30 protein-coding genes and 1 tRNA gene are annotated in these 26,811 nt (G+C 66.7%); 15 read left to right on the plus strand and 16 right to left on the minus strand.

The window, feature by feature from the left end; genetic code table 11:
- Nucleotides 1–63 precede the first annotated feature (63 nt).
- Nucleotides 64–1,770 carry an NAD+ synthase gene (locus C5O79_RS09340; RefSeq protein WP_046546259.1) on the plus strand — a complete coding sequence of 569 codons (1,707 nt, stop codon included), beginning with the start codon at nt 64–66 and terminating at the stop codon, nt 1,768–1,770.
- Between the two features lie 83 nt (nt 1,771–1,853).
- Entirely contained in the window at nt 1,854–2,192 is a 339-nt protein-coding gene (locus C5O79_RS09345) for a P-II family nitrogen regulator (protein ID WP_006398637.1), read from the plus strand.
- Nucleotides 2,193–2,335: 143 nt separating this feature from the next.
- Here the strand turns inward: C5O79_RS09345 and C5O79_RS09350 are convergent, their stop codons facing one another.
- Both C5O79_RS09350 and C5O79_RS09355 read right to left on the minus strand, forming a co-directional pair.
- Nucleotides 2,336–3,421 (minus strand): porin, encoded by a 1,086-nt coding sequence (locus tag C5O79_RS09350; protein WP_046544657.1) that lies wholly within the window; start codon nt 3,419–3,421, stop codon nt 2,336–2,338.
- A 563-nt stretch (nt 3,422–3,984) separates the two neighbouring features.
- On the minus strand, nt 3,985–4,911 hold the full coding sequence (locus C5O79_RS09355; protein ID WP_046546260.1) for a LysR family transcriptional regulator: 927 nt from the start codon (nt 4,909–4,911) through the stop codon (nt 3,985–3,987).
- A 134-nt stretch (nt 4,912–5,045) separates the two neighbouring features.
- Here C5O79_RS09355 and C5O79_RS09360 point away from each other — a divergent pair, with 134 nt between their 5' ends.
- Nucleotides 5,046–5,543 carry a GNAT family N-acetyltransferase gene (locus C5O79_RS09360; protein WP_046544658.1) on the plus strand — a complete coding sequence of 166 codons (498 nt, stop codon included), beginning with the start codon at nt 5,046–5,048 and terminating at the stop codon, nt 5,541–5,543.
- Nucleotides 5,544–5,597: 54 nt separating this feature from the next.
- On the opposite strand, the gene C5O79_RS09365 is transcribed toward C5O79_RS09360, so the two are convergent.
- The 4 genes from C5O79_RS09365 to C5O79_RS09380 form a co-directional block, all read right to left on the minus strand.
- Nucleotides 5,598–6,377, minus strand: a complete 780-nt coding sequence (locus C5O79_RS09365; RefSeq protein ID WP_039368539.1) for an ABC transporter ATP-binding protein — start codon at nt 6,375–6,377, stop codon at nt 5,598–5,600.
- 18 nt (nt 6,378–6,395) lie between these two features.
- A complete protein-coding gene (locus tag C5O79_RS09370; RefSeq protein WP_046544659.1) occupies nt 6,396–7,109 on the minus strand; it encodes an ABC transporter permease in 714 nt (237 codons plus the stop codon).
- On the minus strand, nt 7,106–7,795 hold the full coding sequence (hisQ, locus tag C5O79_RS09375; RefSeq protein WP_021158491.1) for a histidine ABC transporter permease HisQ: 690 nt from the start codon (nt 7,793–7,795) through the stop codon (nt 7,106–7,108). Before hisQ ends, C5O79_RS09370 begins: the two co-directional genes overlap by 4 nt.
- Before the next feature lie 230 nt (nt 7,796–8,025).
- On the minus strand, nt 8,026–8,808 hold the full coding sequence (locus C5O79_RS09380; protein ID WP_047852500.1) for an ABC transporter substrate-binding protein: 783 nt from the start codon (nt 8,806–8,808) through the stop codon (nt 8,026–8,028).
- A 369-nt stretch (nt 8,809–9,177) separates the two neighbouring features.
- Between C5O79_RS09380 and C5O79_RS09385 the strand changes: the two genes are divergently transcribed.
- Nucleotides 9,178–9,873, plus strand: a complete 696-nt coding sequence (locus C5O79_RS09385; protein ID WP_047852499.1) for a pirin family protein — start codon at nt 9,178–9,180, stop codon at nt 9,871–9,873.
- Nucleotides 9,874–9,943: 70 nt separating this feature from the next.
- Here C5O79_RS09385 and C5O79_RS09390 read toward each other — a convergent pair whose 3' ends face one another.
- Complete coding sequence (locus C5O79_RS09390; protein ID WP_122474230.1) at nt 9,944–10,495, minus strand: periplasmic heavy metal sensor; 552 nt, start codon at nt 10,493–10,495, stop codon at nt 9,944–9,946.
- Nucleotides 10,496–10,719: 224 nt separating this feature from the next.
- On the opposite strand from C5O79_RS09390, the gene C5O79_RS09395 reads away from it, so the two are divergent.
- Both C5O79_RS09395 and C5O79_RS09400 read left to right on the plus strand, forming a co-directional pair.
- Entirely contained in the window at nt 10,720–11,445 is a 726-nt protein-coding gene (locus C5O79_RS09395) for a response regulator (protein WP_009693256.1), read from the plus strand.
- Nucleotides 11,429–12,745, plus strand: coding sequence for an ATP-binding protein (locus tag C5O79_RS09400; protein WP_046544662.1), 1,317 nt, complete (start codon nt 11,429–11,431; stop codon nt 12,743–12,745). Before C5O79_RS09395 ends, C5O79_RS09400 begins: the two co-directional genes overlap by 17 nt.
- Nucleotides 12,746–12,787: 42 nt before the next feature.
- Here C5O79_RS09400 and C5O79_RS09405 read toward each other — a convergent pair whose 3' ends face one another.
- Nucleotides 12,788–13,054, minus strand: a complete 267-nt coding sequence (locus C5O79_RS09405) for a hypothetical protein (protein WP_011545926.1) — start codon at nt 13,052–13,054, stop codon at nt 12,788–12,790.
- 508 nt (nt 13,055–13,562) lie between these two features.
- Here C5O79_RS09405 and C5O79_RS09410 point away from each other — a divergent pair.
- Both C5O79_RS09410 and C5O79_RS09415 read left to right on the plus strand, forming a co-directional pair.
- Complete coding sequence (locus C5O79_RS09410; RefSeq protein ID WP_046544664.1) at nt 13,563–15,320, plus strand: ABC transporter permease subunit; 1,758 nt, start codon at nt 13,563–13,565, stop codon at nt 15,318–15,320.
- A gap of 22 nt (nt 15,321–15,342) precedes the next feature.
- The gene (locus tag C5O79_RS09415; protein WP_011352844.1) at nt 15,343–16,680 is read left to right on the plus strand and encodes a nitrate/sulfonate/bicarbonate ABC transporter ATP-binding protein; all 1,338 of its coding nucleotides are present in this window, start codon (nt 15,343–15,345) and stop codon (nt 16,678–16,680) included.
- Between the two features lie 68 nt (nt 16,681–16,748).
- Here the strand turns inward: C5O79_RS09415 and C5O79_RS09420 are convergent, their stop codons facing one another.
- A complete protein-coding gene (locus tag C5O79_RS09420) occupies nt 16,749–17,243 on the minus strand; it encodes a hypothetical protein (protein WP_046544665.1) in 495 nt (164 codons plus the stop codon).
- Complete coding sequence (locus C5O79_RS09425) at nt 17,240–17,791, minus strand: hypothetical protein (protein WP_122474228.1); 552 nt, start codon at nt 17,789–17,791, stop codon at nt 17,240–17,242. Before C5O79_RS09425 ends, C5O79_RS09420 begins: the two co-directional genes overlap by 4 nt.
- Nucleotides 17,792–18,079: 288 nt before the next feature.
- Here C5O79_RS09425 and C5O79_RS09430 point away from each other — a divergent pair, with 288 nt between their 5' ends.
- The 3 genes from C5O79_RS09430 to C5O79_RS09440 all read left to right on the plus strand — a co-directional run bounded on the left by C5O79_RS09430 (nt 18,080) and on the right by C5O79_RS09440 (nt 20,423).
- Complete coding sequence (locus C5O79_RS09430) at nt 18,080–18,289, plus strand: hypothetical protein (RefSeq protein WP_046544666.1); 210 nt, start codon at nt 18,080–18,082, stop codon at nt 18,287–18,289.
- Nucleotides 18,290–18,427: 138 nt separating this feature from the next.
- The gene (gene otsA / locus C5O79_RS09435) at nt 18,428–19,849 is read left to right on the plus strand and encodes an alpha,alpha-trehalose-phosphate synthase (UDP-forming) (RefSeq protein WP_122474227.1); all 1,422 of its coding nucleotides are present in this window, start codon (nt 18,428–18,430) and stop codon (nt 19,847–19,849) included.
- Nucleotides 19,842–20,423, plus strand: a complete 582-nt coding sequence (locus C5O79_RS09440) for an AAA family ATPase (protein ID WP_046546262.1) — start codon at nt 19,842–19,844, stop codon at nt 20,421–20,423. The genes otsA and C5O79_RS09440 overlap by 8 nt, the downstream gene beginning before the upstream one ends.
- 31 nt (nt 20,424–20,454) lie before the next feature.
- Here the strand turns inward: C5O79_RS09440 and C5O79_RS09445 are convergent, their stop codons facing one another.
- Both C5O79_RS09445 and C5O79_RS09450 read right to left on the minus strand, forming a co-directional pair.
- Complete coding sequence (locus C5O79_RS09445; protein ID WP_046544668.1) at nt 20,455–21,822, minus strand: MFS transporter; 1,368 nt, start codon at nt 21,820–21,822, stop codon at nt 20,455–20,457.
- 159 nt (nt 21,823–21,981) lie between these two features.
- Nucleotides 21,982–22,362, minus strand: a complete 381-nt coding sequence (locus C5O79_RS09450; RefSeq protein ID WP_039368496.1) for a DUF5594 family protein — start codon at nt 22,360–22,362, stop codon at nt 21,982–21,984.
- 156 nt (nt 22,363–22,518) lie between these two features.
- Between C5O79_RS09450 and C5O79_RS09455 the strand changes: the two genes are divergently transcribed.
- Complete coding sequence (locus C5O79_RS09455; protein ID WP_131931341.1) at nt 22,519–22,881, plus strand: hypothetical protein; 363 nt, start codon at nt 22,519–22,521, stop codon at nt 22,879–22,881.
- A 180-nt stretch (nt 22,882–23,061) separates the two neighbouring features.
- On the opposite strand, the gene C5O79_RS09460 is transcribed toward C5O79_RS09455, so the two are convergent.
- Nucleotides 23,062–23,370: a hypothetical protein gene (locus tag C5O79_RS09460; protein ID WP_046544669.1), complete on the minus strand. Its 309-nt coding sequence runs from the start codon at nt 23,368–23,370 to the stop codon at nt 23,062–23,064.
- 143 nt (nt 23,371–23,513) lie between these two features.
- Between C5O79_RS09460 and eco the strand changes: the two genes are divergently transcribed.
- Entirely contained in the window at nt 23,514–24,014 is a 501-nt protein-coding gene (eco, locus tag C5O79_RS09465; RefSeq protein ID WP_131931343.1) for a serine protease inhibitor ecotin, read from the plus strand.
- A 36-nt stretch (nt 24,015–24,050) separates the two neighbouring features.
- Here eco and C5O79_RS09470 read toward each other — a convergent pair whose 3' ends face one another.
- Nucleotides 24,051–24,674 carry a TetR/AcrR family transcriptional regulator gene (locus C5O79_RS09470; RefSeq protein WP_131931345.1) on the minus strand — a complete coding sequence of 208 codons (624 nt, stop codon included), beginning with the start codon at nt 24,672–24,674 and terminating at the stop codon, nt 24,051–24,053.
- Between the two features lie 115 nt (nt 24,675–24,789).
- Between C5O79_RS09470 and C5O79_RS09475 the strand changes: the two genes are divergently transcribed.
- Nucleotides 24,790–25,530 (plus strand): SDR family NAD(P)-dependent oxidoreductase, encoded by a 741-nt coding sequence (locus C5O79_RS09475; protein WP_131931346.1) that lies wholly within the window; start codon nt 24,790–24,792, stop codon nt 25,528–25,530.
- A 54-nt stretch (nt 25,531–25,584) separates the two neighbouring features.
- On the opposite strand, the gene C5O79_RS09480 is transcribed toward C5O79_RS09475, so the two are convergent.
- The gene (locus tag C5O79_RS09480) at nt 25,585–25,878 is read right to left on the minus strand and encodes a hypothetical protein (RefSeq protein WP_082138521.1); all 294 of its coding nucleotides are present in this window, start codon (nt 25,876–25,878) and stop codon (nt 25,585–25,587) included.
- 251 nt (nt 25,879–26,129) lie between these two features.
- Nucleotides 26,130–26,206: transfer RNA gene (locus tag C5O79_RS09485), tRNA-Met, on the minus strand.
- 240 nt (nt 26,207–26,446) lie between these two features.
- Between C5O79_RS09485 and C5O79_RS09490 the strand changes: the two genes are divergently transcribed.
- Nucleotides 26,447–26,782: a hypothetical protein gene (locus C5O79_RS09490; protein ID WP_163008979.1), complete on the plus strand. Its 336-nt coding sequence runs from the start codon at nt 26,447–26,449 to the stop codon at nt 26,780–26,782.
- The last annotated feature ends 29 nt before the right edge of the window (nt 26,783–26,811 follow it).

Raw genomic sequence — 26,811 nt, forward strand, 5'->3', positions numbered from 1 at the left:
GCCCGCACCGGGACGATTTCGTCAGCCGTTCAGGGCGCGCCGCCGGGCTGCGCCGATCCCGCCATGAAGACCCGACTCGCTCTCGCCCAGATCAACGTCACCGTCGGCGACTTCGCCGGCAACGTCGCGCGGATCGTCGCGGCCGCACGCGCCGCGCACAACGATGGTGCGCAGCTGATGGTCGCGCCGGAACTCGCGCTGTCCGGCTATCCGCCGGAAGACCTGCTGCTGCGGCCCGCGTTCTACGCGGCGGCCGCCTCGGCACTCGACGCACTCGCCGACGCCCTGAAGGCGTTCGACGGGCTCGCGGTGCTGGTCGGCCATCCGCTGCGTGGCGCGCACGAAGGCGCGCACGCGCCAGCCGTCGATGGTAATGCAAACCGCCCGATCGAGCGCGGCGTACCACCCACCGATACCTATAACGCGGTTTCGCTGATCGTCGGCGGCGAGATCGTCGGCACTTACCGCAAGCAGGATCTGCCGAACGCCGAAGTGTTCGACGAGAAGCGCTATTTCGCGACGGACGCCGAGCCGCTCGTGTTCGAGCTGAACGGCGTGAAATACGGCGTGATCATCTGCGAGGATGCGTGGCATGCATCGGCCGCGCAGATCGCGAAGGCGGCCGGCGCGCAGGTGCTGCTGATCCCGAACGGTTCGCCGTACCACATGAACAAGGAAGCGGTGCGCATCGACATCCTGCGTGCGCGGATCCGCGAAACCGGGTTGCCGATGGTGTACGTGAATCTCGTCGGCGGTCAGGACGAGCTCGTGTTCGACGGCGGCTCGTTCGTGCTCGACGCCCAGGGCGCGCTCGTCGCGAAGATGCCGCAGTTCGTCGAAGGGCACGCGATCGTCGAATTCGACGGCGCACGGCCGCTGCCGGGCGCGATCGAGCCCGAGCTGCCGACGGACGCGCAGGTGTATCGCGCGCTCGTGCTCGGCGTGCGCGACTACATCGGCAAGAACGGCTTTCCGGGCGTGCTGATCGGGCTGTCGGGCGGCGTCGATTCGGCGCTGGTGCTGGCCGTCGCCTGCGATGCACTCGGGCCGGAGCGCGTGCGCGCGGTGATGATGCCGTCGCGCTTCACGGCCGACATCTCGACCACCGACGCGGCGGAGATGGCGCGGCGCGTCGGCGTGCGCTACGACGAGATCGCGATCGCGCCGATGTTCGATGCGTTCCGCGCATCGCTCGCGGGCGAGTTCGCGGGGCGTGCGGAAGACGCGACGGAGGAAAACATCCAGGCGCGCATCCGCGGCACGTTGCTGATGGCGCTGTCGAACAAGTTCGGCTCGATCGTGCTGACGACCGGCAACAAGAGCGAGATGGCGGTCGGCTACTGCACGCTGTACGGCGACATGGCGGGCGGGTTCGCGGTGATCAAGGACATCGCGAAGACGCTCGTGTACCGGCTCTGCCGCTATCGCAACGCAACGGCCGACTACCCGCTGCGCGACGTGATCCCCGAGCGGATCCTCACGCGCGCGCCGTCGGCCGAGCTGCGCGAGAACCAGACCGACCAGGACAGCCTGCCGCCGTACGACGTGCTCGACGCGATCATGCGGATGTACATGGAAGAGGACCGGCCGCTCTCCGAGATCGTCGCGGCCGGTTATGCGCAGGCCGACGTCGAACGCGTGACGCGGCTCATCAAGATCAACGAATACAAGCGCCGCCAGGCGCCGATCGGCATTCGCGTCACGCATCGCGCATTCGGGCGCGACTGGCGCTACCCGATCACGTCACGGTTTACCGAACGCCTCGATTGAGCCGTGCTGGGCCGCATGCGGCTCGCAGGCTTACAATCGGGGTCGCGATTTTTCATCCAAACGAGCATTGGGGGACAACCACCATGAAACGCATCACTGCCATCATCAAGCCGTTCAAGCTGGACGAAGTCCGCGAAGCGCTCGCCGAAGTGGGTCTCACGGGCCTGACCGTGACGGAAGTGAAGGGCTTCGGCCGCCAGAAGGGCCACACCGAGCTGTATCGCGGCGCCGAATACGTCGTCGACTTCCTGCCGAAGATGAAGATCGAGGTGGTCGTCGCGGAAGCGCAGGTCGACCAGGTGATCGATGCGGTGATCGGCGCGGCGCGCACCGGCAAGATCGGCGACGGCAAGATCTTCGTGTCGGACGTCGAGCGCGTGATCCGCATCCGCACCGGCGAAGAGAACGAAGCGGCCGTCTGAGCGCCGTATTCGCGAACGGGTCGCACAAAGCCGGCCCGCCAATAAAAAACGGTGCGATACCCGGTTGGGTACCGCACCGATACGCGCCTCTCGCAGCAGCGTGGAAAACGTCGTTGAATCGATTCTTTGAGAACGGCGCCTGATCAGAACAGGTGCTGGATACCGGCGTAGACGCCGGTCTGGCTGCCGCCCGGATGCGGGTTGCCGGTCGACACGGCGGTGCCTGCACCGTTCGCGTTCAGACCGAAGTTGGCCGACGAGCTGTTGCGCACCGTCGCGGCCTGCAGGTCGAACAGCGTGCGCTTGGAGATGTTGTACGAACCGCCGATCGTGTAGATGTTCGCGTTGCCGCCGCCGTGGTTCGCGTTCACGTGATACACGGCCGCGATCAGCGCCGCTGCCGGCGTTGCCTGCCACGTCACGCCGCCCCAGACCTGCTGGGTGCCCGTCACGCCGGCGTTCACTGCCGGGCCGCCGCTGCCGTCGGCGCGCGATGCCTGGTAGGCTGCTTGCACCTTGAACTGGCCGAGGAACACGTTCACGCCCGCGAAGTATTCACGCGAGTAGTTGAACACGTCCGAGAAGCGGCCGTTGCTGTCGCGCGTTTCGTCGTAGATGCCGCGCAACTGGAACAGCGAGTTCGTGTAGGTGACCTGACCGCCCATTGCACGGCCCGGTTGGCCGGCCGTCGTGTTGCCGTTGAAGCTGGTCGAGTTCGAGAACGAGAACTGGCCATAGAAGTCGAGGCCGTAGAGCGACGGCGACTGGTACGACACGTTGTTGCTGGTCTTGTTCCAGTTGCGGCCGCGCACCAGCGAGGCCGTCGACCAGGCCGACTGGCCGAACGGGTCGAAGTCCCACACGCCGTTGGCGATCGCGAGCTCGCGACCCAACAGCAGCGTACCGTAGCGGTCGTTCGAGATACCGACGGTCGCGAAACGATCCCAGATCGAGCCGCTCGTGCCGAGCCCGCCCGTCATCGTGTTGAACGCGCCTTCGAGGTGGAACAGGACCTTGTTGCCGCCACCGATGTCCTCGGTGCCCTTCAAGCCCCAGAGGCTCGTGCCCCAGTCGCCGCTTTCCGCGCGCACTTGGTGGCCGTTTTGCAGGCCGTTCAGGTACTCGATGCCGGCATCCAGGCGGCCGTACAGCGTGACGCTGCTCTGCGCGTGCGCCGTCACCACCCCAGCAGCCATCAGCGCGGCCGCGACCAAAGCTTTCTTCATCATCTCCTCCATACCCTGTCAAAAAGTCAACCCAGACTGCACGAGATGCCCGGAGCGCGAGCGCCGGGCAAAAGCGGGATAACCAGGGAGACCTCGTGCAGGGCCGGTAAGCGCAGCACGCGGGCAAGCGGACGGAAAACCGTTGAGCGTTCCCGCGCAGCCGGGTCGGCCTGCGGGGTCTCCTTGTAGTGTCGTGAAGCTAAACTACATTTCACGAACTTCGTTTTGCTACTTTGGTTACTAATTTAGCAAAAATACAATTTTGTGGCGATGGAAATCGTTGTTTGACTAACACGTGTCGCCAAATTGCCATGCAACACGGTGGTCAACAGGGGTGCCAAGGGTTTGCAATTAACGGAAAACCCTTGTCTGGCAAGGGAGACGCGAGTTTTACAAACGGGGGTCAAGGATTGCCACTATTGACGCTGCGGGGCGCGCAGGCGTAGGCGTCAATGACGAAAAATCGGTAAGTATTTCGTAATGAAAAGGTGGCCGCCGGAGATGGCCGTACGCTGCCTGGAACGCTTGTCCGGCAACGCCCGGCGCGATGTGCCAACGTGTGTCGGTCAGGCAGCGGCGGGCCTTGCGTCGAGCAACTGCGCACGAATCCAGCGATGCGCATCGGTGCGCGCATGCTTCGCATGCGAGTAGACCTTCACGGTGTAGCGCGGGATCTCGAACGGCGCCGGAAAGATGCGGATCGGCGCCGCGTGCCGCAGCGCCTGCGCGGCGCGGTTCGGCACGGTCATCAGCAGCGCGGATTCCGCGATCACGAACGGCGCGGCCAGCACGGTCGGCAACTGCACGGCAACTTGGCGTGCGAGCCCGAGCCGGTCGAGCACGTGGTCGACGACGCCGCGCGACTCGTTCCAAGGCGTGACGACCACGTGGCGTGCCGCCAGGTACTGGTCGAGCGTCAGCCGCCGGCGAATCTCCGGGTGCGTGGCGCTCGCGATCACGACGTAGTCGTCGGAGAACCAGTCGAAGTCCTCGATGCCCGGCGCGTCGGCCGCCGATTCCTCGTGGTAGCCGAGCGCGAAATCGATGCGGCCGGCCGCGAGTTCGTCGACGGAAATCTTCCGGTCGGAATGCACGACGCGGATCCGCAACCGCGGCGCGACATGCTGGATGCGGGCGAGAAACGCCGGCAGCACGGCGAATGCCGTGTAGTCGGTCGCCGCGAACACGAACGTGCGGTCGCTTTGTGCGGGATCGAAGCGGCGTGCGCGGGCGAGCCCCTTCGACATCGTGTCGAGCGCGTCGCCCGCCCAGGTGGCGATGTCGTCGGCGCGCACGGTCGGCTGCATCTCGTTGCCGAGGCGCACGAACAGCGCGTCGCCGATCGCGTCGCGCAGCCGCGCGAGCGCGTGGCTCAATGCGGACGGGCTCAACGCGAGCTCGTGCGCGGCCGCGGCGACGGACCGGTGGCGGTACAGCGCATCGAACACGAGCAGCAGGTTCAGGTCGAGGCGGCGCAGATCGGGATGCATCATGTTCAGGTCCGGATGAAGAAACTGCACTTCCTGCAGGAGCTGCATGAACGTAGCATGATGCTCTGACGGGTGCCAGCGCGGCTGCGCGGCGCCGTTTCCCGTTTCAAGTCCGGGCCGGAGGAGGGCCCCCACCCGTGCAAATCGATATCCGTTCCGCCACCGTCGCCGACGTGCCCCAGATCCTGCGTTTCATCACCGAGCTGGCCATCTACGAGAAGGCGGAACACGAAGTGGTCGCAACGCCCGCGTCGCTGGAGCGCAGCCTGTTCGGCGACGGATCGCCGGCGCGCGCGCTGATGTGCGAGGTAGACGGCGAGCCGGCCGGCTTCGCCGTGTATTTCTTCTCGTATTCGACGTGGCTTGCCCGGCAGGGGCTGTATCTCGAGGATCTGTACGTGTCGCCGCGCTTTCGCGGCGCGGGTGCCGGGCTGCGGCTCCTGAAGGCGCTCGCGCGGATCGCGGTCGAGTCGGGCTGCGGGCGCTTCGAGTGGAGCGTGCTCGACTGGAACGAGCCGGCGATCCGCTTCTACGAGAGCGTCGGCGCGGCGCCGCAGAGCGAATGGGTGCGCTACCGGCTCGCGGGCGACGAACTGCGTGCGTTTGCCGACGGCGCGCCGGTGAGCGCCGCGTAAACGCAAAACGGGTGCCGCGCGGCGAACCGCGGGCGCCCGCTCGTACGGCGTGCGTTACTTGAGGCTGCCCGACAGGAACCCGCGCAGGCGTTCGCTCTTCGGGTTGGCGAACACCTCGGACGGCACGCCTTCTTCCTCGACGCGGCCCTGGTGCAGGAACATCACGTGGTTCGACACGTTGCGCGCAAAGCCCATCTCGTGCGTGACGACGATCATCGTGCGGCCTTCCTCGGCCAGCTTCTGCATCACCTTCAGCACTTCGCCCACCAGCTCTGGGTCGAGCGCCGACGTCGGCTCGTCGAACAGCATCACGTCCGGATGCATCGCGAGCGCCCGTGCAATCGCCACGCGCTGTTGCTGGCCGCCCGACAGGTGCGACGGATACTGCTTCTCGACGCGCGGTGCGAGGCCGACTTTCTCGAGATATTCGCGCGCGCGCTCCTCGGCTTCCTTCTTCGGGATGCCGAGCACGTTCACCGGCGCTTCCATCACGTTCTCGATCACGTTCATGTGCGACCAGAGATTGAAGTGCTGGAACACCATCGACAGCTTGGTGCGCACGCGCTGCAGCTGCTTCGAATCGGCCGCGCGCAGCGCGCCCGTCTTGTCGAGCGCGGTGCGCACTTCCTCGCCGTCGACGAAGATGCGGCCCGCGTTCGGCTGCTCTAGGAAGTTGATGCAGCGGAGCATCGTGCTCTTGCCGGAGCCGGACGAGCCGATCACGCTGATCACGTCGCCCGAGTTCGCCTTCAGCGACACGCCCTTGAGCACCTCGTTGTCGCCGTACCGCTTGTGCAGATCGTCGACGAAAAGCTTCTGAGTCTGGGAGTTCATCAATAGTCCTGCGAAAACTTACTTGCCTTGCGGGCGCAGATACGCGAGCCAACGGCGCTCGGCCTGGCGGAACAGCCAGACGAGCGTGAACGAGATCACGAGGTAGAGCAGGGCGGCGATGCCGAACGCATGGAACGACATGTAGGTCGCCGAGTTCACGTCGCGGGCGATCTTCAGTATGTCCGGCACGGTCGCGGTGAACGCGACGGTGGTCGCGTGCAGCATCAGGATCACTTCGTTGCTGTACAGCGGCAGCGCGCGGCGCAGCGCCGACGGCAGGATCACGCGGCGATACATCGTGAACGTCGACATCCCGTACGCGCGCGCGGCTTCGATCTCGCCGTACGACGTCGCCTTGATCGCGCCCGCGAAGATCTCGGTGGTGTACGCGCAGGTGTTCAGCGTGAACGCGAGCAGCGTGCAGTGCATCCCGTCGCGGAAGAACGCGTCGAGCATCGGCGTGCCGCGCACGGCCTGCAGGCTGTAAAGGCCCGTGTAGCAGAGCAGCAGCTGCACGTAGAGCGGCGTGCCGCGGAACACGTACGTGTAGAGCCACACGGCGCCCGACAGCCACTTCTTCTTCGACACGCGCCCGACCGCGAGCGGTATCGACAGGCAGAAGCCGAGGCCGATCGACACGACCAGCAGCCACAACGTGATCGCGACACCGGTGATGCGATAGCCGTCGGTGTAGAGATAGTTGCGCCAGTATTCTTGGATGAGTTCGATCATAGGTCAGCCTTGCGGACGCCGGTCGAGTAGCGCTTTTCGAGCCACATCAGCACGAAGTTCGAGATCGTCGTGATCGCGAGGTAGACGGCACCTGCGATCAGCGTGAAGAAGAAGAACCGCAGCGTGCCCTTGCCGGCGTCCTGCGACGCCTTCACGACGTCGGCCAGGCCGATGATCGACACGAGCGCGGTCGACTTCACGAGCACCTGCCAGTTATTGCCGATGCCCGGCAGCGCGAAGCGCATCATCTGCGGGAACATGATCCGCGTGAACACCTGCCAGTTCGTCATCCCGTACGCGCTGCCGGCCTCGAGCTGGCCGCGCGGCACCGACAGGAACGCGCCGCGGAACGTCTCGGTGAAGTACGCGCCGTAGATGAAGCCGAGCACGAGCACGCCGGCGAGGAACGGGTCGATGTCGATCTGGTCCCAGCCGAGTGCGTCGGTCGCCATGTTCAGCCAGATCTGCAGGCTGTAGAACAGCAGCAGCATCAGCACGAGGTCGGGCACGCCGCGGATCAGCGTCGTATAGACGGTGCCGACGCCGTTCGTGAAGCGGTTGCGCGACAGCTTCGCGCCCGCGCCGAGCAGGCCCAGCAGGAACGACAGCGCAAGCGAAAGCACCGCCAGTTTGACGGTTTGCCAGGTGCCAGCGAGGATCAGCGGGCCGTAACCTTGTAGAAACATTGAGTGGTCCCTGGTGTGGTCCCTTAGGGCGCACGCGGTGCGCCGCGAAAGACGCGTTCCGCCCAAGCTGCGCGGAACGCCCCGTGCGTATCATGACCGTCCGCCCCGGCATCGGTGCCGGCCCGCCCGTCGCGCGAACGGCGGGCAGGAGGCGGGCGGCGCGTGGTTCACTGCCTGTACTGACCGGATGCGGGGCCGCCCCCGCATCCGTCGTCTCTTCTTTTCGTCGCTCAGCGGGCCGAAGCCGAATAGACGCTGAACGCGAAATACTTGTGCGACAGCCGGTCGTACGTGCCGTCCTTATGCATGTCGGCCAGCGCCTGGTTGATCTTGAGCTTCAGGTCCGTGTCTTCCTTGCGCAGGCCGATCGCGGTGCCGTCGCCGATCGTCTTCGGATCCTTCACTTCCGGCCCGGCAAACGCGAAACCCTTGCCGCGCGGCGTGCGCAGGAAGCCGTAGTCGGCCTGCAACTCGTCCTGCAGCGTCGCGTCGAGACGTCCCGAGCCGAGATCGGCATAGACCTGGTCCTGGTTCTGGTAAGGAATGATCGTCACGCCCTGCGGCTCCCAGTACGCCTTCGCGTAGGTCTCCTGCGTCGAGCCCTGCTCGACGCCCACGTGCTTGCCCTTCAGCGACGCGACGGTCGGCAGCAGCGGCGAGCCGGTCTTCGCGATCATCCGCGCCGGCGCGTCATATACCTTGTCGGAGAAGTCGATCTGTTCGCGGCGCTTGTCCGTGACGGTCAGCGACGACACGATGACGTCGTACTTCTTCGCCTTCAGCGCCGGGATGATCCCGTCGAGATCCTGCGCCACCCACACGCATTTCACGTTGATTCGCTTGCAGATTTCCTTGGTGAGATCGACGTCGAAACCGACGATCTCGCCGCTCGGCGCGGTCGACTCGAACGGCGGGTAGCTGGCGTCGACGCCGATCCGCACGGTCTTCCACTCCTTCGCGAAGGCGCTGCCCGCCACGAGGGCGAGGGCGGCGCACAGGGCGGCCTTCTTCATTTCCATCCTTCTGTTGCTGACTTTCCGGGAGCGCTCGCGGCCGGTTGGACCGGGCGCCGCGGCGTATTCTAGACGGCCAAAAATCGCCGATCGGCGCGTTGGCAATGGCGGCCGCCGGAACGGCGAACGCCAAAAGGCCGGTATTTTACCCGAACGCGATACCCGGAAACCGGCAATACGGGCCGACCGATCGATTCTTCGACGCATTGATCCGGCTGTTGCGATAATCGCCGTATTCACAATGGACATTGCATCAATTGCATCCGCAAGTGCAACGATGCGGTGCGCAGGCGGCGGATTGTGGCGCGATTGGCACACTCATACAGTGACGGCATGCCAGAACCACGCATCTCACGGAGTGTCCGTCTCATGTTCCAGATCCGCCGCGCCGCCGATCGCGACCAGCGCAGCCAAGGCTGGCACGAATTCCTTCACAGCTTTCCTCGGGCGTCCGGCCGGAGCGGGCCGCCGGCGTTCGGCGCGTTGCGCGAACTGAACGAGGAATGCATCGCGCCGACCCGCGGCTACGGGATGCGGCCGTACCGCGACGCGGAAATCGTCACCTATGTGATCCACGGCGCGCTCGCGCATCGCGACAGCCTCGGCAACGGGGCGATCGTGCGCGCGGGCGGCGTGCAGTGCATGAGCGCCGGCACCGGCGTCATGCTGAGCGAAACCAACGCATCGCGTGACGAGCCGTTGCGCCTGCTGCGGATCTGGCTCGCGCCGGCCGGGGCGGGCGGCCGGCCCGGCTACGGGCAGACGCGCTTTGCCGACGACGAAAGACGCGGGCGGCTGAGGCTGGTGGCGGCGCCGAACGGTGGCGACGGTGCACTGCCGATCGGCGCGGACGCCCGCATCTTCTCGGGGCTGATCGACGGCGACGAGGCTGCGGCGTTCGACGTGCCGGCCGGCCGCCGCGCGTACGTGCACGTGGTGCGCGGCGACCTCGAGGTGAACGGCAGCGCGCTGGCCGCGGGCGACGGCGTGCGGATCGGCGGCGTGGACGCGGTGGCGTTCGCGCGCGGCCGGGCGGCCGAGGTGCTGCTGTTCGACGTCGCCTGAAACGCAAAAAGGGGACGCGGGCTGGTGCCCGCGTCCCCTTCGATGCCGCTCCGCGGAGCGGCCCGCCGGCTTACTGCGCCGGCGCCGACGCGGCCTTGGCCGCGCGATGCTGCTCCCAGCGCTCCTTCATCTTCTCGTGGCGCTGTTCCATCTTCGCGAACTGCTGCTTGAGCGCCGTGCTGACCATCGTCTTCTGCTGGTCGTTCAGCCCGTTGTAGAACGTGAGCCATGCGGCGGACGTCTGCTCGCGCAGTTGCGCGTTCTGCGCCTCGGCCTGCTGGCGTGCCGAGTGCAGTGCGCTCAGGTCGAGGATCGGCTGGTTCTGCTGCGCCTTGAACTGGTTGCGCATCTGCTCGTGGCTCTTGCGCATCGCGTCACGGTTCTGCTTCATCGTGTTGACGGCCGCCTGCCATTGCTGCTCCTGCGACGCATTGAGCTTGAGCTGGTCGTGCAGTTTCATGATCGCGCCGAACGGGCCGCCTTCATGCCCGCCGTGCATCTGGTGCATGCCGGGGCCGCCCGGAGGCGGCATGTCGTTGGGCTGCGCGGCATGCGCGGTGCCGAATGCGAGAGCGAGCACGGTGGCGGCCGCGATGGCCACGCGGGAAGTCTTCTTATACATTTCAGAAACTCCTTGTATCCAAAGGGTCCGGCGATGCGGTACCGGGAAAACCGGGTGCCGCATCCGGTAAGACGCAGGTTAGCGATGCGGCCCGCGGCCGGTGTTACGTGGGGCGGTGGCCGGGTTACCGCGCATTACAGTTCCCTTGCGCGGTAACCCGCAGTAACCCTTTCGTCCCTTTGTTTCGTTCTTCGACTCCGCCCTCGCGCGGTAAACTTCGAGCCATGACTACCCAGATCCTCATCGTCGACGACGACCAAGAACTTCGAGACCTGCTGCGCGACTACCTCGTGCGCCAGGGGATGGAAGTGTCCGTGCTGCACGACGCGGCGACGCTCGAGAAGCGCCTCGAGCGCGAGCGGCCCGACCTGATCGTGCTGGACCTGATGATGCCGGGCGTCGACGGCCTGACCGCGCTGCGCCAGTTGCGCGCGGCCGGCGACGACATCCCCGTGATCATGCTGACCGCGCGTGCGGACGACGTCGACCGCATCGTCGGGCTCGAACTCGGCGCGGACGACTACCTCGGCAAGCCGTTCAACCCGCGCGAGCTGCTCGCGCGCGTGCAGGCCGTGCTGCGCCGCCGCCGCGCGACGCCGTCGGCCGCGGCGCCCGAACAGCGCGAGCCGTTCGCGTTCGGCCGCTTCGTGCTCGATTTCCAGGCGCGCACGCTGTCGGTCGACGGCAAGCCGGCCACGCTGTCGAGCAGTGAATTCGCGCTGCTGAAGATCTTCGTGAACCATGCGCTGCGCACGCTCACGCGCGAGCGGCTGCTCGAGCTGCTGCACGGGCCCGAGTACGACGGCACCGACCGCGGCATCGACGTCCAGGTGTGGCGCCTGCGCCGCATCCTCGAAACGGATCCGTCGACGCCGCGCTTCATCCAGACGGTTCGCGGGCGCGGCTACGTGTTCGTGCCCGACGGCGAGGCCCATGCGCAAACCCATTGATTCACTGTTCGGGCGGCTGGCGCTACTCGTCATCGGTGTCCTGCTCCTGTCGCACTTCGCGTGGTTTTTCGCGATGCGGCTCGAGCGCAGCCAGATGCAGACGCGTTACGCGGTCGAAGAGGCCGCGTTTCTGGTCGACGCCGTGCGCCAGCACGTCGAGCGCACGCCCGACCAGCCATTGCCGTCGCGCGTGCGGCTCGTGGCGCCGGACAACTCCGACGTGCCGAATGGCGATCCGTCGAGCCTGCCGGCGCCGCTCAAGCGGTTCCGCGACGACGTGAGCGAGCGGATGCCGCCCGGCACGCGTGTCGAGATCGGCGCGCCCGGCCATCCGCCGGTGCTGTGGGTGAAGGAGCCGACCGACCGCAACTGGATCGTGGTGCCGGTGCAGCCGCTGCGGCCGCCGCGCTCGCTCGACCGGATGCTGTTGTGGCTCGGCACGATCTTCTCGGCCGGCGTGATCGCCGCGCTGTTCGCGGCCTGGCAGCTGCAGCAGCCGTTGCGTTCGTTGGCACGCGCGGTCGCGCGCTTCGGCCGCGGCCAGCCGGTGCCGCCGCTGCGTGAGCGCGGCCCGCGCGAGCTGCGCCAGCTCACGCATGGCTTCAACCAGATGGTGGAACAGGTGTCGCAGGCCGAGAGCGACCGGGCGGTGATGCTGGCGGGCGTGGCGCACGACCTGCGCACGCCGCTTGCGCGGATGCGGCTGCGGGCCGAAATGATGGACGACGCCCGGTTGCGCGACGGCGTCGTGCGCGACGTCGATTCGATGTCTCACATCGTCGATCAATTCCTGGTGTTTGCGCACGGCGGGTCCGATCGCAGCGAGCCGGTGCCGGTCGATCAGGCGTGCGAGCGGATCGCGCGCAGCTATCGCGCGGTCGCGCCGAACGCACCGACGGTCCAGACGCGGCTCGACGCCGATCCGGGCTTCCGGCTGCCGACGGCGACGCTCGACCGGATCCTGTCGAACCTGCTGGACAACGCGCATGCGTACGGTGCGCCGCCCGTGCTCGTCGAGACGGCGCGCACGCCGGCCGGCTACGTGCTGTCGGTCAGCGACAGCGGCGGCGGGATCGCGCCGCGCGACCTCGCGGCCGCCACGCGGCCGTTCGTGCGGCTCGACCCGGCGCGCGGCGGCAACGGCCACAGCGGGCTCGGGCTCGCGATCGTCGAGCGGCTCGTACTCAGGCTGGGCGGGGCGTGCGACATCGGCAACCGTCCCGAAGGCGGCCTGCGCGTCGCGATGACGTTCCCGTTCGAGGTCGTGCCGAAGGACGAACCCCACGCACAGGCCGCATGAGCGGCTGCGGCGCCAACCCGGCCGGGCTGGCGCCGCGCGGCATCATTCGCCGAACAGCGTGCCGAGCGTCTCGGCCGCGTTGCTGTCGATGGTGTTGTAGGTCACGGTGGTGGCCTCGAAGATGTAGACGGTCGTATACCGGCCGAGGCGCTCCAGGATTTCCTCCTGCAGCGATTCCGGCACGACGTTCATATTCAGGTACCATGCCGTCGACGACAGCCGCGTCTGGAACGACCCGTACTCCTGCATCAGTTCGTAGAACGCGTCGGCATCCTGATCGCGACAGACGATCACCAAGTTTCCTGCCATTCCCTTTCCTCCCGCTCGTCGATCGATCCCCAGGGCTTGCTGACAGAGGGCACACGCATGCGTGGCCATCAAAACGGTCGCCACAGACCCCAAGGGCCAGCCCTGATCATACCCGCATAGTCGTATCCGGCTGGTGACGCCCGACATGGTTTGCGCGCGCGTGCGGCTGGCGGGTTCCCGGGCGGGCCGGATCACGGCATAATTCGGGCCTGCATGCCGGCCGAAAGATTGCGGCCGGGCTGCTCGACCCGCGCACCCGCCAGCCGCCCGCGCGCCAGGCACGAACCGTGCGCCGCCTGCGCCGTTCCCGGACGGTTGTACCTGAAATACAGGTTGGTGTAGTGTCGTGCCGTCGCGGCCGGCTCATCCGGCGCGCGGCAGCGCATGCACGCACGGCGCACCGCGCTCGCGCGCGATCGTCAGTCAATCGAATTACCGCACCCGTGCGCTTTGCCATGAATCAACATCGACTGCCGGCTTCGTCCGGCCTTACCGGGGAGGGCGCCTGATGGACGTCGGATTCTTCAATCCGAACCGGACCGCCAACGCGTCCGCGTGGCGCGTCCTGCCGAACCGGTGGGATTTCATCGCGTTTCCGCTGATCATCTGCCTGATCGCGATGGCGGTCGTCGGCTTCCACGAAACGATGGCGCCGATCGGCACCCTGCAGACGCAGAAGATCTCGCTCGACCCGGCGAACCTGCCCGAATACGCGTTGCGCACCACGCTGCGGATGCTCGCCGCGATGGTCGCGTCGCTCACGTTCACGCTCGTCTACGGCACGCTCGCCGCGAAAAGCCGGCGTGCCGGGATGGTGCTGATCCCGATCCTCGACATCCTGCAGTCGGTGCCGGTGCTCGGCTTCATCTCGTTTACGGTCACGTTCTTCCTCGCGCTGTTCCCGAGCCGCGTGCTCGGCGCCGAGCTCGCGGCGATCTTCGCGATCTTCACGAGCCAGGCGTGGAACATGACGTTCAGCTTCTACCAGTCGCTGCGCACGGTTCCGCGCGACCTCGACGAAGTGTCGCGGGGCTTCCACCTGACGTCGTGGCAGCGCTTCTGGAAGCTCGAAGTGCCGTTCTCGATGCCGGGCCTGATCTGGAACATGATGATGTCGATGTCGGGCGGCTGGTTCTTCGTCGTCGCGTCGGAGGCCATCACGGTCGGCAACCAGACCATCACGCTGCCGGGCATCGGTGCGTATCTCGCGCAGGCTATCTCGGACAAGAACCTCGGTGCGATCGGCTGGGTGATCCTCACGATGACGGTGGTGATCCTCGCGTACGACCAGCTCCTGTTCCGCCCGCTCATCGCGTGGGCCGACAAGTTCCGGATGGAAAACACCGCGTCGGGCGACGCGCCGCAATCCTGGCTGCTCGACCTCGTGCGTCGCACGCGCCTGATTCATCAGCTGCTCGTGCCGGCCGGCTGGTTCTTCGCGAAGGCCGCGCGGATTCCGCTGCGCCTGCCGCTGTCGGGGGCGATGCGCTTCTCGCTGCCGAAAGTCGAGAAGAAGGCGTCGCGCACGGTCGACGTCACGTGGGCGACGCTCGTGCTGCTCGGCACGGCGTATATCGTGTGGCGTGTCGTCAGCTTCGTGTCGACCGGCGTGACGATGGCCGAGGTCGGCCATGTGCTCGTGCTCGGGCTCATCACGCTGCTGCGCGTGGTCGTGCTGATCGCGATCGCGTCGGTGATCTGGGTGCCGATCGGCGTGTGGGTGGGGCTGCGCCCGAAGCTCGCCGAAAAGCTGCAGCCGCTCGCGCAGTTCCTCGCGGCGTTCCCGGCGAACCTGCTGTTCCCGGCGTTCGTGATCGTGATCGCGCGCTTCCACCTGAACGCCGACATCTGGCTGTCGCCGCTGATCGTGCTCGGTACGCAGTGGTATATCCTGTTCAACGTGATTGCCGGCGCGACGTCCTACCCGAACGACTATCGCGAAGCGGCGACGAACTTCCGGATCCGTGGCTGGCAGTGGTGGCGGCAGGCGATCCTGCCCGGCATCTTCCCGTACTACGTGACCGGCGCGATCACCGCATCGGGCGGCGCGTGGAACGCGAGCATCGTGTCGGAAGCCGTGCAGTGGGGCAATACCAAGATCGAGGCGCACGGCCTCGGTGCCTATATCGCGCAGACCACCGCCGCCGGCGATTTTCCGAAGATCATCCTGGGCATCGCCGTGATGTCCCTGTTCGTCACCCTGTTCAACCGCCTGCTGTGGCGGCCGCTGTATGCCTTCGCCGAAGCGAAGCTGCGGCTCGACTGAGACCGATTGAGAGCGAAACGCGATGCACAATCCGAATGCTGTAAACGCCCCCGTCCAGACGAACCAGCCGCCGCGCCTCGGTGAGGAAATCCTGCGCGTCGATCACGTCTGTCGCGGCTTCAACAAGACGCAGGGCGAACTGCTCGTGCTCGACGATGCGAACCTGTCGCTGCGCGAAGGCGAGATCGTCGGGCTGCTTGGCCGTTCCGGCTCCGGCAAGTCGACGCTGCTGCGTATCATCGCCGGGCTGATCGAGCCGACCGGCGGCGAGGTGACCTATCTCGGCCAGCCGCTGCGCGGGCCGGCCGAAGGCGTCGCGATGGTGTTCCAGACCTTCGCGCTGTTCCCGTGGCTCACCGTGCTGCAGAACGTGGAAGCGGGCCTCGAGGCGCTCGGCGTCGGCGCGCGCGAGCGGCGCGAACGCGCGCTGGCCGCGATCGACCTGATCGGCCTCGACGGTTTCGAGAACGCGTACCCGCGCGAGCTGTCGGGCGGCATGCGCCAGCGCGTCGGCTTCGCACGTGCGCTCGTCGTCGACCCGACGATCCTGCTGATGGACGAGCCGTTCTCCGCGCTCGACGTGCTGACGGCCGAGACGCTGCGTACCGACCTGCTCGATCTCTGGACGCAAGGCCGGATGCCGATCAAGTCGGTGCTGATCGTCACGCACAACATCGAGGAAGCCGTGTTCATGTGCGACCGGATCCTCGTGCTGTCGTCGAACCCGGGCCGCGTGATCGCCGAGATCAAGGTGCCGTTCAAGCATCCGCGCAACCGGCTCGACCCGGCGTTCCGCAAGCTCGTTGACGACATCTACGCGAAGATGACGGCCCGCCAGACCGGCGAGGCGACGAAGAAGGGGCTGGAGCTCGGCAGCTGGCTGCCGCAGGTGTCGACCAACCTGATGGCCGGCCTAATCGAAACGCTCGCGATGGCGCCGTACCATGGCCGCGCGGACATGCCGGAAATCGCGCGCACGCTGCATCTGGAAGTCGACGATCTGTTCCCGATCGCCGAAGTGCTGCAGTACCTCGGCTTCGCCGACGTGCGGGAAGGGGACGTGTTCCTGACGCCGCCGGGGCGCGTGTTCGCGGAATTCGGCACGCAGGAGCGCAAGCTGATGTTCGCGGATCACCTGCTGAAGCACGTGCCGCTCGCCGCGCGGATCAAGAAGGTGCTGAACGAGCGCCCGGGCCATCGTGCGCCGCGCGTGCGGTTCGAGCAGGAGCTGGAGGATTTCCTGTCGGACGGCGCGGCCGAGGAGACGCTCGACGCGGTGATCGACTGGGGCCGTTACGGCGAGATCTTCTCGTACAACGACCAGACCGAGATTTTCAGTCTCGAGGACGTCGAGTCCTGATCGACATGCCGGGCTGACAGCCCGGCTTGTGCGTATGCGCCGCGCGTCATGCGCGGCGTATCGTACCGCTACTGCAGATTCCCCCACCGGTCGACCGCCGGTTCTGCCGACGCCCACTTCCAGTGCGCGCCCTGCTGGCACGCATTCGCGAAATACCAGTCGGCCTTGTCGCCGTCCTTCACCGAGAACGCGAATTCCTTGCAGATCGCGAGCGCCGACGCATATGCGCGCGTGACGCGGACTTCGCCTTCGCCGTTTTCGAGCGGCAGCGTGTTCTTCACCTTCCACGGCTTCACTTCGCCGACGGCCAGGCTGCCGGCCGTTTTTGCGATCGCGTCCTGCTGGTTCTGATGGAGCTGCTTCATCGTGCGGTTGACGGCTTCGTCGGTCGCGGCCTGCACGGCAATCCCGACGCCGACGCCGACCGCCGGGTTCGCGGTGACGAGGCCCGTCGCCGCACCGGCGAGCGCGCCGCTCGCCGCGCCGACCGACCCGCAGCCCGACAGCACGGCCGTCGCCGCGCACAGCGCGCCGATGGCCGCGATACGGAGCGCGACGCTCATTGCAATGCGCCCCAGCGTTCGGTCGCCGGCTCGGCCGACGCCCATTTCCACACCGGGCCGTCGCGGCAGATCGTGGCCACGTAGAACGCCGATTGCGCAGGCTTGTCGGGCTTCGCGGCCGTATCGACCGCGAACACGATTTCCTTGCAGTCGAGCGGGCCGATGCTGATCATCCGGCTGACCGTCACGCGACCCTGCTCATCGTCCTCGATCGGGAACGAGTGGTGCGTCGACCACGGCGCGACGCCGCCCACGTCGAGCGGGCCCGCCGCCTTCGCGATCTGTTCCTGGGTGTAACGGTGCGCGACGCGCTGCGAGTACTGGACGCCCGCCCGCGCGCCGGCGACGGCGCCGAGACCGATGCCCGTCGCAACCGCAGCGTTGCTGGTGACCTTGGAGGCGATCGCGGCGCCCGCGATACCGGCGCCGGCTGTCGCGCCCTCGCTGTACAGCGAGTTGCAGCCGGACAGCAGTGCGGCCGTGGCGATCACGGCCAGCACGACGCGCGCCGGCGTGGCCCGGCGCGGCGATTCGAAACGAATGTTCATCCCTGAGTGCAAGTCCTGTCTGGGTGAGCGGCGTCGCATGCACGCCGTCATGCCGCGTCATTGTTTCGCAATTGTCATAGGAAAATTGCAAAGCTTTGACAAATCGCCGTGCGTGAGGCCGCGTGCGCGCGGGCGGCGTTATTGTCGGATGGATGAACGCCGAGGGGTCGAAACGTTACAAATTGAAGGTAATTGTTACCTTCGGATGCGATCAGGCGACCTAGACTGTTTTGCTATGGAATGTTTCTACGACGGCCTCGAGCCGCGCCGCATATGAGACACCCAGCCATGCGCCGTTCGAAACAGTTGTTACACCGGCCGCCTGACGCGGCGGCCGACCATCCGGAAAACCGGCCGCGTCCGCAGGCCGACGCGCCATCGGCACCGCCTGCGGGCGCGCCGGACGAGACGCCGTCGGACGGCGATCACAACCAGGGTGGCGCCCGCCCGGAAGGGCTCGACTATCAACGCGACCTCGGTCAGGAGCAGGACGCCTGATGCGGTCGTCGCCGCATTCCATCGCCGTATTTCATTGCAATTCTCGGAACTGAGTCGCCGCGCGGCCGCCTTCGGGCCGCCGCGCCTGCTTGGGCGCGCGTCGCGCGCCCGCCAATCGAATCGAGGAGGGGAAATCGCATGAGCAGATTGATCGTGGTATCGAATCGTGTCGCCGCCGGCGAGGACACGCGCCCGAGCGCGGGCGGCCTGGCCGTCGGCGTGATGGACGCGCTGAAGGAAACGGGCGGCGTCTGGTTCGGCTGGAACGGCGAGATCGTCGACGCACCCGACACCGAGCCCGCGATCCAGCGGGACGGCAACGTCACCTATGCGACGGTCGGGCTGACCTGGCGCGACTACGACCAGTACTACCGCGGCTTCTCGAATGCGACGCTGTGGCCGGTGTTCCATTACCGCGGCGATCTCGCGCGCTTCGACCGCCAGGAGTACGCGGGCTATCTGCGCGTGAACGCAATGCTCGCGAAGCAGCTCGCCGCATTGCTGCGCCCTGACGACCTGATCTGGGTGCACGACTATCACCTGTTGCCGTTCGCGCATTACCTGCGCGAACTCGGCGTGAAGAACCCGATCGGCTTCTTCCTGCACATTCCGTTTCCGTCGCCCGACATGCTGCGTCTCGTGCCGCCGCACGAGGAACTCGTGAAGTTCATGTGCGCGTACGACGTCGCGGGTTTCCAGACCGAATCCGACAAGCAGGCGTTTACCGACTACATCGAGCGGCGAGGGATCGGCGCGGCGAGCGACGACGGGATGCTGCACGCGCATGGCCGCGTCGTGAAGGTCGCCGCCTATCCGATCGGCGTGCATCCCGACGCGATCGCGCAGGCGGCCGTCCAGTACGGCACGCGCAAGCCGGTGAAGATGCTGCGCGAGGCGCTCGACGACCGCAAGCTGGTGATGAGCGTCGACCGCCTCGATTATTCGAAGGGGCTCGTCGAGCGCTTCCAGTCGTTCGAGCGGATGCTCGCGAACGCGCCGGGCTGGCAGGGGCGCGTGTCGCTCCTGCAGATCGCACCGCCGACGCGTTCCGACGTGAAGACCTATCAGGACATTCGCGAAACGCTCGAGGGCGAGGCCGGCCGCATCAACGGCCGCTTCTCGCAGCTCGACTGGACGCCGATCCAGTACCTGAACCGCAAGTACGAGCGCAACCTGCTGATGGCGTTCTTCCGGATGTCGCAGGTGGGCTACGTGACGCCGCTGCGCGACGGGATGAATCTCGTCGCGAAGGAGTACGTCGCGTCGCAGGATCCGGCCGATCCGGGCGTGCTCGTGCTGTCGGAGTTCGCGGGCGCGGCAGCCGAGCTGACCGGCGCGCTCCTCGTCAATCCGTACGACCTGTCGCAGATGGCCGAGGCGCTCGAGCGCGCGCTGTCGATGCCGCTCGCCGAGCGGCGGGCGCGCCACGAGGAAAACCTCGCACGGCTGCGCGCGAACGACCTGTCGGTCTGGCGCGATACGTTCGTCGCCGATTTGCGCAGTGTCGCGGCGGCCGCATCGGTCACGCGGCGCGCGGGCCGGCGGGTTGCGCATGCGTGAGTTTGGACCGGCGCCCGGCGTGGAGGACGACGCTACCCGCCGCTTCTTCGTCGTGACCGGTGGCCCGGGGTCGGGCAAGAGCACGTTGCTCGACGCGCTCGAGCGCGCCGGTTTCGCGCGTTCGCAGGAAGCAGGGCGCGGGGTGATCCGCGACCAGATGGCGATCGACGGCCAGGCGTTGCCGTGGCGTGACCCGGCGGCGTTCGCCGAGCTGATGCTGAGCTGGGAGATGCGTTCATACGATCTCGCACGCCGTGCGCGCGGGCCCGTGTTCTTCGATCGAGGCGTGCCGGACGTGATCGGCTATCTGCGGCTGACAGGGCTCGCGGTGCCCGCGCATGCGGAAGCCTCGGCTCGCCGTTTCCGCTACCACCGGCGCGTGTTCATCGCGCCGCCGTGGCCGGACATCTATGCGCAGGACACCGAGCGTCGGCAGGATTTCGCGGAAGCCGTGCGCACCTACGACGCGATGGTCGAGTGCTACACGTCATATGGCTATCGGCTGATCGAATTGCCGCGCGAGAGTGTGAAGACGCGCGTGCGCTTCGTGCTGGACGCGCTCGACGCGGCATGATGCCCGGCCACGCACGCGGTGCGCGGCGGCGTCAGGTCGCCGTGTCCGGCCGCGGCGACGTGATGCGCAGCATGCTGACGACCGCGGCCACCGCCGCGAATGCTGCGGCGACATAGAGCGCAATCGTCGGCCCGCGATCGGGCACGAGCCCGAAAATCAATGCGACGAGCGCGGCGCCGAGCGTCTGCCCGGTCAGCCGCGCGGTGCTCAGCATGCCGCCCGCACCGCCGCTGCGTTCGCGCGGCGCCGACGACAGCATCGCGCGGTTGTTCGGCGACTGGAACAACCCGAAGCCCGCCCCGCACAGCGCCATCCGCCACACGATGTCGACGGTGCCTGGATGCGCGCCGATCGTCGCGAGCGACAGCAGCCCGGCCGCGAACAGCGCGAGCCCGATCCCGCCGAGGATGCCGGCCGAATAGCGATCCGACAGCACGCCCGCGAGCGGCGCGGCGAACACGATCACGAGCGGCCACGGCGTCATGTACAGGCCCGTCTCGACCTGCGAGAAGCCGAGCGAGTTCTGTAGCCAGAACGGCAGCGCGACGAATGCGAGCATCTGCGATGTGAACGACGCCGTCGACGTATAGACCGACAGCGCGAACATCGGGATGCGCATCAGGTCGACCGGCAAGAGCGGCGCCGGCTGCGACAGCTGGCGCTTCACGAAGAAGTAGCCGACGACGAACGCGACGGCCAGCTCGGCCGCGACGTACGCATGGGCCTCGCCGTGGCCGAGCCCGTCCACGGCCGTGATCAGCAGCCCGAACACGCATGCGTTCATCAGCGCGCTCGCGAAATCGTACGGCGCATCGTGTAGCGGGTTGGCCGGCAGCGCACGCAGGCTGCCGAATACTGCGGCGATGCCGATCGGCACGTTGACCGCGAACAGCCACGGCCACGAGGCGAACGACAGGATCGCGGACGCGACCGTCGGCCCGATCGCCGACGACAGCGCCACCACCATCGCATTGATCGACAGCCCGCGCCCGAGCATCGACGACGGGTAGATCATCCGCACGAGCGCCGCGTTGACGCTCATGATGCCGGCCGCGCCGAAGCCCTGGATCACGCGCATCACGGCCAGCATCGGCAGCGAGCCGGCGAGCGCGCAGCCGAGCGACGCCGCGGTGAACAGCGCGAGCCCGGCAATGTAGATGCGGCGATAGCCGATGCGCTCGCCGAGCGACGCGAGCGGCAGCAGCGTGATCGTGACCGCGAGCTGGTACGCGTTGACGATCCAGATCGACGCGGCGTCGGATGCGTGCAGGTCGCGTGCGATCGTCGGCAGCGCGACGTTCGCGATGGCGCCGTCGAGCACGGCGAGCGTGATGCCCAGTGCGACGCAGACGATCGCCCAGTAGCGTTGCGGAAGCGGCAGGCCGGTATCGGCGTTCATGGCGGGAGCAGAGGCTTGGTTGTCCGCGCGCCCGGTTGCCGGTTGCGTGCGCAACCATGCGGAAGGGTGGAGGCGGCGATGAGCGGCCCGGCCGGCGCAACTGCACCGGAGCGGGGCCGATCGAGTGTATCACCGGGCCGCATCGCGCGACGCCGGCACTCAGCCTTCGAAGTCGAGGCCGCCGAGCCGCACGAGCGGGTCGGCCTGCGTGCGCGACAGGAGATCGATGTCGCGCGCGCTCTGCCATGCCCCCAGCTTTTTCGGCAGCGCGGCCAGGTAGTGCTCGAAGCGCTGCGGGCCGTCCGGCTCCATCAGCCGCTCGATTTCGTCGGTGTCCCAGGTGAGCTCGAGGTTCAGCGGATGGTCGAAGCCGCTGACGTGCTCGTGCGGCGCGCTGCGGATCTGCACGCGCGTCGGGTGCCCGTGGCCGCCATACGGGACGACGTCGGTCAGCACGTGTTCGGCGAAGAAGGCGGCGATTGCCTGAGCGATGCGCGGGGCGAATTCGGTATCGAAACGGCGGGCGGTTTCGGGCTGCATGACGGCGTCTCCTGTATGCCGAAAATCGTAGCACGGCGACGGCGCATTTCGACGGGCGTGATGCCGGTAATCGCGCGTTACCACTTGCTGCATCTATTACGGCCGCAAGTCGCCACAATGCATCGCATCCAGTACCACTTCGCGTGGGAGTCCATCATGAAAAAAATTGCCGCAGTGTGTGTCCTCGCCGGTTCGCTTGCCGTGGCAGGCCCGGCGTCCGCGCATGGCCGCGACGGTGGTGCCGTCATCGGCGCCTTGATCGGCGGCGCGGTGCTGGGCGCGATCGTGACGTCCGCGATGAATCCGCCCGTCGCGTATCAGGCGCCCGCGTACCAGGCACCGGCCTATCAGCCGCCGACGTACTACCAGGCGCCCGCGTACCAGCAGCCTGCGTATCCGACCTACCAGCAGGCGCAGTACCAGGATGACGGCCCGAGGTATTGCTACGACCGCTACCAGCGCGCGTATGTGTGCGGCGCGCCCGTGTCGGGTGGCTACGCACAGCTGGCCGGCTGGTGAGCAGGCGGATGCGCGCAGCGTGAACGGGCGGCGGTGGCGCCGTTCGCTTCAGCGCACCGAACGACAAAAGGCCCTCGCTTCGTGCGAGGGCCTTCGTCTTTTGTGCGGCCATCCGTTTGTTTGCATGACGCGTCGGCCGTCGGTGGGCACTACGCGGATACAAACGGTTGCAAATGCGCGTCAGTGGCGATGGCCGCCGCCTCCGCCACCATCGTTCCAGTCACCACCTCGGTGTCCGCCGCCGCGCCCCCAGCCGTTGCCGCGGTTGCCACGATCGCCGTCCCAGCGATGGTAGTCGCGCCGGCCGCGATCCCAGTCGCGTCCGCCGCCACCGCCCCAGATGTTGACCGTGCCGTACACCGGCGACGGCGCGTACGCGTAGCCGGGATCGGAATAGTAGGGCTGCCCGTAGCCGTATCCGGCGTCCGGGGCGACGACGCAGCCGGCCAGCAAGGTCGCGACGCCGGCGGCAGCAATGAGCTTCAGCATGATGTTCTCCTTGGTTCCCCTATAAGTACCGCGCAAGGGGATTGCCAGCTGTTTGCAATTGTGTCGTCAAATTACAGCGCCGTAAGGTCGTGCGACGGAAGTGTTAGCATCCGGAGCTCATTTTGTTTTCCAGGAGTACATCGATGAAATTCGCGATCCGGGCCGCGCTGGCCGCCTTCTGCGTGACGACAGCCGCCGCCTGCGTGGCGGGGCCCGCTTCCGCGCCCGCCGTGACGGCCGAGTCGATCAAGATGTTTCCGCAGGCAGCGGCCGGCCAGCAGCGCGTCGTGATCGCGCTGCCCGCGCTCGAGAACGAAGGCGATGCGCGCGTCGAGTTGATGATCGGCAAGACGCTGCAGACCGACTGCAACCAGCAATGGTTCGGCGGCGAGCTGACTGCCGAGGACGTGAAGGGCTGGGGCTATACGTACTACCGGCTCACCGACGTGAAGGGGCCGGCATCGACGCTGATGGCATGCCCGGGCCAGGCGCCGCAGCAGCGGTTCGTGCAGGTGCGCGGCGACGGCCAGATGCTGCGCTACAACAGCCGCCTGCCGCTCGTCGTCTATGTACCGGACGGCTTCGAGGTGCGCTATCGCGTGTGGCATGCGTCGAAGGACGTGCAGCACGCTGCGAAGCAGTAACGTTGCGGCGCGGCCGCGCTTGGCTGCGTCCTGCCTTTACGCGCCGCTCGCGCCATCCTTGCCGACGAGCGCTGGCCACGCGGCCAGCGCGGCTTGCGCGACGGCCTCCAGATCGCGACGGCTCGCACCGTCGCGTGCCTGGATCGACATCCCCTGCTGGACCGTGACGTAGTACCGCGCGATTGCATCGAGGTTCGCTTGCGCGGCGATCTCGCCGGTCGCGACTCCCTGCCTGAGGCGCGCGCGCAGGTTCTCCACCGTGCGCTCGCGCATCGCGATCAGCGTTTGCCGGACCGTATCGGAACGCTCGGCCGGGTGCAGTGCCGACAGCACGATCAGGCAGCCGGCCGGCTTCGACCGCCGCGTGAACACGCGGGCGGTATCCATCAGGTAGTTCCGTACGGCGTCGTGCGCGCTGCCGGCCTGTTCGACGCCCCCCCAGATTTCCCGTCCTTCCGTTGCGCTGTAATGCTCGAGCGCCAGCCGGAACAATGCTTCCTTGCTGCCGAACGCCGCATACAGGCTCGGCGACGCGATGCCCATCGCGGCCGTCAGGTCGGCCATCGACGCGCCTTCGTAGCCGAGGCGCCAGAACACCTCCATTGCGCGATCCAGCGCCGCTTCCTTGTCGAAGCTTCTCGGTCGGCCCCTTTCAGCCATTGCGTTCGTCCCTTCGTCGATTTCTGTATCGATCGATAAATTAAATCAATTGACTGTGTCGCGCAACTTGCCACATTCTGTGTCGGTCGTTACATAAATGAGGAAAGGAACCGACATGAACCGACTTCAGGGCAAGCGTGCACTCATCACGGGCGGCAGCCGCGGCATCGGGGCGGCGATCGCGAAACGGCTGGCGGCCGATGGCGTGGACGTCGCGATTACTTATGAGAAATCGGCGGAGCGGGCGCAGGCCGTCGTCGCCGGCATCGAGGCGCTGGGCCGTCGCGCCGTTGCGATCCAGGCCGACAGCGCCGATCCGGTGGCAGTGCGCGACGCGGTCGATCGTGCGGCGGAGGCGTTCGGCGGCCTCGACATTCTCGTCAACAACGCGGGGATTTTCCGGGCCGGCGCGCTGGACGACCTCACGCTCGACGATATCGACGCGACGCTGAACGTGAACGTGCGCGCGGTGATCGTCGCGTCGCAGGCGGCGGCGCGGCATCTCGGAGAGGGCGGGCGCATCGTGTCGACCGGGAGTTGCCTTGCCACGCGCGTGCCCGATGCCGGTATGAGTCTCTATGCGGCGAGCAAGGCCGCGCTGATCGGCTGGACACAGGGGCTCGCGCGCGATCTCGGTTCGCGCGGCATCACGGTCAATATCGTGCATCCGGGGTCGACGGATACCGATATGAACCCGGCCGACGGCGAACACGCCGGTGCGCAGCGTTCGCGGATGGCGATCCCGCAGTACGGCAAGGCCGAGGACGTCGCGGCGCTCGTCGCGTTCGTCGTCGGGCCGGAAGGGCGGTCGATCAATGGCACCGGGTTGACGATCGATGGTGGTGCGAACGCGTGAGTGCGTGAATGCCGACGCCCGGCGTGATTTTTCGCCCGGGCGGTGTTGCGTTCGTTATCGACAGCCGAGCCGGTGATGCTCGGTTTCGAGATCGGCGCGCTTGTCGTAAGCGCGCAGCTCGTTGCGTGGCTTGCCGTCCGGGCCCATCCCGCGGACGATCTTCTGGCCGCGGTCGGGGGCGTGCTTGACGGCGTCGATCCCGGCGGTCAGTTCACGGCAGCGTGAGTCGGGCGAGGGGGTTTCCGCGTGCGGCGCTGCTGCGTTCGTGATGTTGGCGATGCCGGGGCTGACGTAGCGCTGCTTCGCGGGTGCGGTGAGGGTGTCGGCGGCGTTTGCCGAGCCGGTCATGGCTGAAAGCGCGGCGAGTGCCGCGATTGCTCGAATCATTGCGGGAGTCCCGATGCTGAAGAAGGTTCGGAATTCTACGCAATGTGTGGCGCAGGGCCGCGGCGATCGAGCGGGATGCGATGGTGTGTCGCAGGGGGCGTCGGAGGCTGAATGTTCGTCGATCCGGATGTGATGCTGGCAGCCTTCGAGCACTCAGCAGTGCATGCGCAAAGCAAGAAGCCCGCTTGCTTTCGCAGAGCGGGCTTCGGTATTGGTTGCGGGGGTAGGATTTGAACCTACGACCTTCGGGTTATGAGCCCGACGAGCTGCCAGACTGCTCCACCCCGCGGCGCGAAGTGTACTAGGGCTGATGTGGAGAGTCAATCGATTGGTGACTTGCGTTGAACGGAAGCGGCGGTTCACCGGCAGAATCGGCACTCTTCGTGAAGGCCCACCGAAGGGAGAGCTGCCCGCGAAAGGCCACGCTTGACCGATCGACAACGGTCGGTAGATCGTCAACAATCACGATTCGCTCCGCACGCCGCGAAGAGCCAGCGTGTGAATGAGAAAAATAACGGAGTAAGTTCGAATGAGTTTTCACACCCAAGTTTGGGTTCATCCGTTCGATGGCGAGCCGTTGAATGTTGCCAGTGTCCGCGAGGAACTCTTGAAGTTTCTTGACGAATATTCACTAAGCAACGACGTATTGACCAACCTCACCGAAGCATGTGCTTCGGCTCTCCCAACTTCAACTCTGTTCTATCTGAACAGCATGGCGATCATCATGCTGTTCGACAAATTGGCTTCATGTCTACCGAATGCGTCGTTCGCAGTAAAGGGTTCTGGCGAGGATCACCGCGATATATGGGTGCGAGAGTATGCCGACGGAGTGGTCACTTTTGAAGCCGGACCGTTCGACGAGTAGGCCGGCGGCAGTCCAACGTCATCGCGCCC

This window comes from Burkholderia sp. SRS-25, assembly GCF_004343765.1.
Lineage (GTDB): Bacteria > Pseudomonadota > Gammaproteobacteria > Burkholderiales > Burkholderiaceae > Burkholderia > Burkholderia contaminans.